This window comes from Neisseria perflava (genome assembly GCF_024170405.1).
GTDB classification, from domain to species: Bacteria; Pseudomonadota; Gammaproteobacteria; order Burkholderiales; family Neisseriaceae; genus Neisseria; species Neisseria perflava_B.
Map to the genome: position 1 here is coordinate 1 of NZ_JALJYC010000048.1, position 5,955 is coordinate 5,955.

The window sequence follows — 5,955 nt, forward strand, 5'->3', positions numbered from 1 at the left end:
ATGGCGTTTTAACAACAGTGAAATAAAATCTCAAATTTCTATTTTGAAACAGTTAGTAAAAGGTAATTTGCTCTAATTATCTAGTACAGCCCCTTAATTTTTCAGACGGTCTGTCGCCTTGTCGATAGACCGTTTTTCATCCTCAATCATCAACAAGGAGACCGTTGTGTCTGCCAAAATTAAAGCCGCCGCAAGCGATGTCCGTATGCCGTGGTACGAACGGCTATTTTCTGTTAAGCCCGCTGAAATCCGCATGGTCTGTTGGGCGTTTTTGTATATTTTTTCGCTGTTTCTCGCTTATTACGTCTTGCGCCCGATTCGCGACGAGCTGGGTGTCGCGGGCGGTGTGCGTAATCTGCCGTGGCTGTTTGGCGGTACATTATTGGCGATGATTGCGGTCAGTCCGCTGTTTGCTTGGGTAGTCAAACGTCTGCCGCGAGGCCGTTTCGTTCCCTTGTGCTACCGCTTTTTTATGCTGCACCTTATTCTTTTTGCCTTGCTGACGGCTTTTGCTCCCTCCGCTTGGCAGCTATGGACAGGGCGGATATTTTTTATTTGGGTGTCAGTGTTCAACCTGTTTGTGGTGTCGGTGTTTTGGTCGTTTGCCGTGGATATTTTCAGCGAAGCGCAAAGCAAACGCCTGTTCGGACTCTTGGCGGCAGGAGCGACTTTGGGCGGTATCGCCGGTTCTGCGCTGACTTCGGCTCTGGTGGAACACATCGGGCAGATTTGGCTGATGGCGGTCTCCGTGGCGTTGCTGGAACTGGCGGTGCAATCCGCCAAGCGTTTAGAACAATACGGCGATGCGCAGGAGGACAAACAAACGCGGCAAGCGCAAGCAAAGCCTGTGGGCGGCGGCTTGCTCAGCGGTATGAAACATACCTTCAGTTCGCCTTATTTGTGCGGTATTGCCCTGTTTATTTTGGGTTACGCCATGACGGGGACAATTCTGTATTTCCATCAGGCGGCATTGGCGGAACAATATTTTACCGACCGCGTCGGCCGCACCGCATTTTTTGCCGAGATTGATTTATGGGTCAACGCCTTAACGCTGCTGTTCCAACTGTTCCTGACCGGCAAGCTGATGGGCAAATTGGGCATTACTCTGTTGTTGTGTATCTTACCGCTGGTGAGTATGGCAGGCTTCGGCGCACTGGCGCTGGCACCGGCTTCCCTCGGCTTGTTCGTTGCCGTGCAGGTCATCCGCCGGGTCGTCAATTTCGCCTTCGCCCGCCCTGCCCGCGAAGTGCTCTACACTGCCGTATCGCGTGAGGATCGTTACAAAACCAAAAACTTTATCGATACCGTGGTCTATCGCAGCGGCGACCAAATCGCCGGTTGGAGCTACGCCGGACTGCTCGCCCTCGGGCTCGGCAGCAGCACCATCGCCGCCATCGCCGTTCCCTTCTGCGCCATTTGGCTGCTACTGGCTTGGTGGCTGGGACGGCAGCAAGCAAGGGGCAAAGCACAATAAATCTGCAAAGTGCGGTGGTTTTTCAGCAAGTTTTTATGCCGTCTGACAAGGCTTTAATTTTTGAGCATTGCAAAGCAACGACCCCGAAGAAGGGAGCAAGCGAACGAGTGAGCTTGTGAATAAAACCCGCTCAAAACCGACCGCACTTTCAGACGGCATTCTTCATTCACATTAAGAAATTTCCTTTCTAAACCTTATCAAAAATCCCCTATTTTTCTTTCTGATTAAAAGCGTAAAATAGTTTTCATCAAATGAGGGCTATGCCATGAACAAAGTATTCACGTTTTTATTAGGAGCAGCGATGAGCCAAAGTATTTTGGCGGCAGATGAGTCGCCTTTAGCGCAATTCCGTGCGTTAAATCAGGCAGCGGTGCAACAAGACATCGCCACAATGGATCGTTTATTGGACGATCATTTCACCTTGACCCACATCACCGGCTATCAACAACCGAAAGCCGAGTGGCTCGCTGAAGTGCGGTCGGGATCGATGAAATATTTTGAATTTAAAGAAGAAAATACGGATCTGAAAATCAACGGCACGCACGCCACCTTGGTGTCACAAAATTTGGTCGATGCCAATATTTGGGGCGCAAGAAATGTCTGGCGTTTACAGCAAACCGTGGATTTCACCTTAACCGACAAGGGCTGGCGGATTGACCGCAGCATCGCCAGTTTGTATTAAGAATCAAAAAATAAGGAGCAAATGATGTATTCATTCAGTTTTTACAACCCGACCCGTATCGAATTCGGTGCGGACAAAGAAAAACAAATGGGCGATTTTATGGCGCAATTCGGCGTGAAAAAAGCCTTAATTGTATACGGCAGCGAACGGATTAAAAAATCCGGTTTGTTTGACGATGTGACCGAAAATCTTGCTGCCAACAGCATTGAGTTTGTGGAACTCGGCGGCGTGAAAAGCAATCCGCTGTTAAGCAAAGTCAATGAAGGCATTGCCCTTGCCAAACAAAACGGCGCAGACAGTATTTTGAGTATCGGCGGCGGTTCCTGCTTGGACAGCGCCAAAGCCATCGCCGCAGGGGCGAAATACGACGGTGATGTATGGGATTTTTTCGGCGGTAAAACCATCGAAGACGCCTTACCGATTTTCGATATTATGACCCTTGCCGCCACCGGCAGCGAAATGAATGACGGCGGCGTGGTAATGAATGACGAAACCAAACAAAAATACGGCGTACACGGTACTTTGCTGTATCCGAAAGTCTCAGTCATCAATCCCGCTTTGCAATCCACAGTCAGCCGCGATTATCTGGTGTATTCCGCCGCAGACATCATTGCCCACTCCATCGAGGGCTATTTCACTGCCGACGTGCAGCCGGACATCATCAATATGTTGATCGAAGCCAACATCAAAACCGTGATCAAAGCCACCGAAATCCTGCTTGCCAATCCACAAGATTTGGACGCGCGCGGTGATTTCGCTTGGGCGGCGACCATGGCATTAAACGGCTTGACTTACGTAGGTACGCACGGTTTCAGCTATCCGAACCATATGTTCGGGCACGCCATGAGCGCAGTCAACGACACCCCGCACGGCGCGAGCTTGTCTGTGGTAATGCCGGCGTGGATGACGTGGTGGAAAGCGCGCAATCCGGCACAATTCAAACGCTTTGCCAAAGAAATCTTCGCCTAGACCGCGCCGACGCAGGCATTGCCGCCTTGAAAGCCTGGTTTGACAAAATCGGCACACCGACAACCTTGGCGCAAGTGGGCGTAACCGGAGAGGTATTGGAAGCGGTGTTGGACAATGCCGCGCAAAATGCCGTGGATTGGCAAATGAGCGACATTTACAGCCGTAAAGCCATCGCCGAAGTGCTGGCATTGGCAGAGTAATTACTGAAAAGCGCGGTCGGTTTTACGAAAATTTTGTTAAAACCCACCGCACTTTTATCGAAAATATAAGGAGAGCAATATGGATTATCTGACTTTATCCAACGGCGTAAAAATGCCACAACTGAGCTATGGCGTATTTCAAGTACCGCCGGAAGATGCTGAACACTTGGTGCTGGACGCCATCAACGTGGGCTACCGCCACATCGACACCGCACAAGCCTACTGGAACGAGGAAGGCGTGGGCAATGCCATCAAAAAATGCGCTCTGCCGCGCGAGGAATTATTCATCACCACCAAAGTATGGATTAGCAACGCAGGCTACGAAAAGGCCGCCGCCTCCATCGACGAATCCCTGCGTAAATTGCAAACGGATTACATCGACTTATTGCTGATTCACCAACCTTTCGGCGATTACTACGGTACTTACCGCGCCATGGTGGAAGCCTATAAAGCGGGCAAAATACGCGCCATCGGCGTAAGCAATTTCAGCGCCGACCGCTTTATCGACATCGCCCACTTCGCCGAAATCCCGCCGATGATGAATCAAATCGAAGGACATGTGTTTTCACAACGCGCCGATGTGCGCCCGACTTTGGCAAAATACAACTGCGTGATGACCGCCTGGGCACCTTTTGCGGAAGGTCAAAACGGCATTTTCAGCCATCCGGTTTTAACCCGAATCGGCAGCAAATACGGCAAAACGGCAGGACAAGTGGCGCTGCGTTTCCTCTTGCAAAACGGCATTGTCGCCATTCCGAAATCCAGCCGCAAAGAGCGTATGGCAGAAAATTTCGCGGTGTTTGATTTTGCCTTAAACGAAGACGAAATGCAGCAAATTAAGGCATTGGATACCGGCAAACCGCTGATTGCCGATTTGCAAGACCCGACCTTTGTAGAGATGCTGTTTGCCAATTACAAGCTGTAATTCATTGCTGATATAACACCCAATGCCGTCTGAAAATTTTTTCAGACGGCATTTATTATGCAAAAAATTTCATAAGTCTATGCAAATTTTACCGGCTAATCAAATCAATCCTCACTCACTATAATAAAACCATATTCAATCGAAACAAAGAGGATGTTATGTCTAAACAATCAAATACATCAAGTCTGCTTTTACTGCTGATTCTCAGCAGCCTGATGGCGGTAACTTCACTTACCACGGATATTTACCTGCCCGCCATGCCGCAAATGGCGCAAGATTTGCACGGCGATGCGGAGCTGACCATTACCGGCTTTCTTATCGGTTTTACCTTTGCGCAACTGTTTTGGGGTGCGGTGAGCGATAAAATCGGGCGCAAACTGCCGCTGTTTATCGGTATGCTGCTGTTTGCCGCCGGTTCGGTGGGTTGTGCCATGTCGGACAATATGGCGCAAATGGTGTTTTGGCGCGTGTTTCAGGCTTTCGGCGCCTGCACCGGCCCGATGTTAGCGCGGGCAATGGTGCGCGATATGTTCGAGCGTACCCGCGCGGCGCAAATGCTTTCCACGCTTACCATGATTATGTCCATCGCGCCGATTATCGGCCCGCTACTTGGCGGTCAAATCATTTTATTCGGCACTTGGCACAATATTTTCTGGTTGCTGTCCCTTATCAGCTTGGTGATGTTTGCCGCCCTGTTTGTGTTGCCGGAACCCCATACCACCGAACGCCGCAGCCAAGGTTCGCTACTAAATACCTTCAAAAATTACCGCACTTTATTGGGCAAACGCGAATTTATGCGCTACACCATGTGCGTCACCCTGTTTTATGTGGCGGCTTATGCTTTTATCGCCGGTTCGCCAATGGTTTATATCAACCACTTCGGCGTGGCACCGCAACATTACGGCTATCTGTTTGCCCTGAATATTGTAGGCGTCATGCTGATTAGCTTCGTCAACCGCACGCTGGTGCGCAAATTCAGCTTGGACACTTTATTGAAAACCGCCACCCTCATCGCCACCCTTGCCACTTTAATCGCCGTGCCGCTGGTGTGGCTGCATATGGGCGGCATTTACAGCATTATCCTGGCAGTATTCATTTTCTTCTCCACCAACGGCGTGATTGCCGCCAGCGCCAATGTGATGGCCTTGGACAAAGTGCCGGAAATGGCAGGCTCCGCCTCTGCCCTCATCGGCGCACTGCAATACGGCAGCGGCATTATCTCCTCCCTGCTGCTTGCGGCCTTCCCCGACAACAGCGGCTTGGTCATGATGGTAATGATGGCGGTATTTACCGCATTAAGCGCGGTAACCGTCTGGGTAAGATTACCGCAAAAATGCAGACGGTTTGCGCTATGCGAATAAAGCTAAAGCGCGGTCAACTTTTAGAAAATTTTAAGGCCGTCTGAAAAATTTTCAGTGTTGCGCATTGTGGAAATAACCCCTCATAGTTAAGCGAACGAATAAGTGAGCTTGCGGATAAAATTAAATTTTTTCAGACGGCATTTTTGTTTATCTTCTTCGCCGGCGGTGTTAATCTGTTATCCAATTTCTTTATTTCTCACAATCAAACGGCACGTGCAGGTAAGCGTATGGAAATCAAACAACTGAAATATTTTAGGGGCTGTACTAGATAACTAGATTTATTCAAAATCATTTAGAATAAATCCCATGAAAAAAAGTCGACTGAGCCCTTATAAGCAAAACAA

At 49.6% G+C, this 5,955-nt stretch carries 6 protein-coding genes and 1 pseudogene; all 7 read left to right on the forward strand.

The window, feature by feature from the left end; all coding sequences use genetic code 11:
• Nucleotides 1-76 (forward strand): annotated as a pseudogene (locus tag J2T37_RS11345) (IS1595 family transposase); the annotation flags it as partial.
• A 90-nt stretch (nt 77-166) separates the two neighbouring features.
• Nucleotides 167-1,474 carry an NTP/NDP exchange transporter gene (locus J2T37_RS11350; protein WP_253355978.1) on the forward strand — a complete coding sequence of 436 codons (1,308 nt, stop codon included), beginning with the start codon at nt 167-169 and terminating at the stop codon, nt 1,472-1,474.
• A 265-nt stretch (nt 1,475-1,739) separates the two neighbouring features.
• Nucleotides 1,740-2,156 carry a nuclear transport factor 2 family protein gene (locus J2T37_RS11355; protein ID WP_253355980.1) on the forward strand — a complete coding sequence of 139 codons (417 nt, stop codon included), beginning with the start codon at nt 1,740-1,742 and terminating at the stop codon, nt 2,154-2,156.
• A gap of 24 nt (nt 2,157-2,180) precedes the next feature.
• The gene (locus J2T37_RS11360; protein WP_253355982.1) at nt 2,181-3,125 is read left to right on the forward strand and encodes an iron-containing alcohol dehydrogenase; all 945 of its coding nucleotides are present in this window, start codon (nt 2,181-2,183) and stop codon (nt 3,123-3,125) included.
• 26 nt (nt 3,126-3,151) lie between these two features.
• A complete protein-coding gene (locus tag J2T37_RS11365; protein WP_253355984.1) occupies nt 3,152-3,325 on the forward strand; it encodes a hypothetical protein in 174 nt (57 codons plus the stop codon).
• Between the two features lie 79 nt (nt 3,326-3,404).
• Nucleotides 3,405-4,250 (forward strand): aldo/keto reductase, encoded by an 846-nt coding sequence (locus J2T37_RS11370; RefSeq protein ID WP_253355986.1) that lies wholly within the window; start codon nt 3,405-3,407, stop codon nt 4,248-4,250.
• Between the two features lie 158 nt (nt 4,251-4,408).
• Complete coding sequence (locus J2T37_RS11375; protein ID WP_253355988.1) at nt 4,409-5,611, forward strand: multidrug effflux MFS transporter; 1,203 nt, start codon at nt 4,409-4,411, stop codon at nt 5,609-5,611.
• Nucleotides 5,612-5,955 lie beyond the last annotated feature (344 nt).

What these genes read in the sequence shown, in the direction of transcription:
- J2T37_RS11355 (WP_253355980.1), top strand. Translation starts at nt 1,740, where the DNA reads ATGAACAAAGTATTCACGTTTTTATTAGGAGCAGCGATGAGCCAAAGT.
- J2T37_RS11360 (WP_253355982.1), top strand. Translation starts at nt 2,181, where the DNA reads ATGTATTCATTCAGTTTTTACAACCCGACCCGTATCGAATTCGGTGCG.
- J2T37_RS11370 (WP_253355986.1), top strand. Translation starts at nt 3,405, where the DNA reads ATGGATTATCTGACTTTATCCAACGGCGTAAAAATGCCACAACTGAGC.
- J2T37_RS11375 (WP_253355988.1), top strand. Translation starts at nt 4,409, where the DNA reads ATGTCTAAACAATCAAATACATCAAGTCTGCTTTTACTGCTGATTCTC.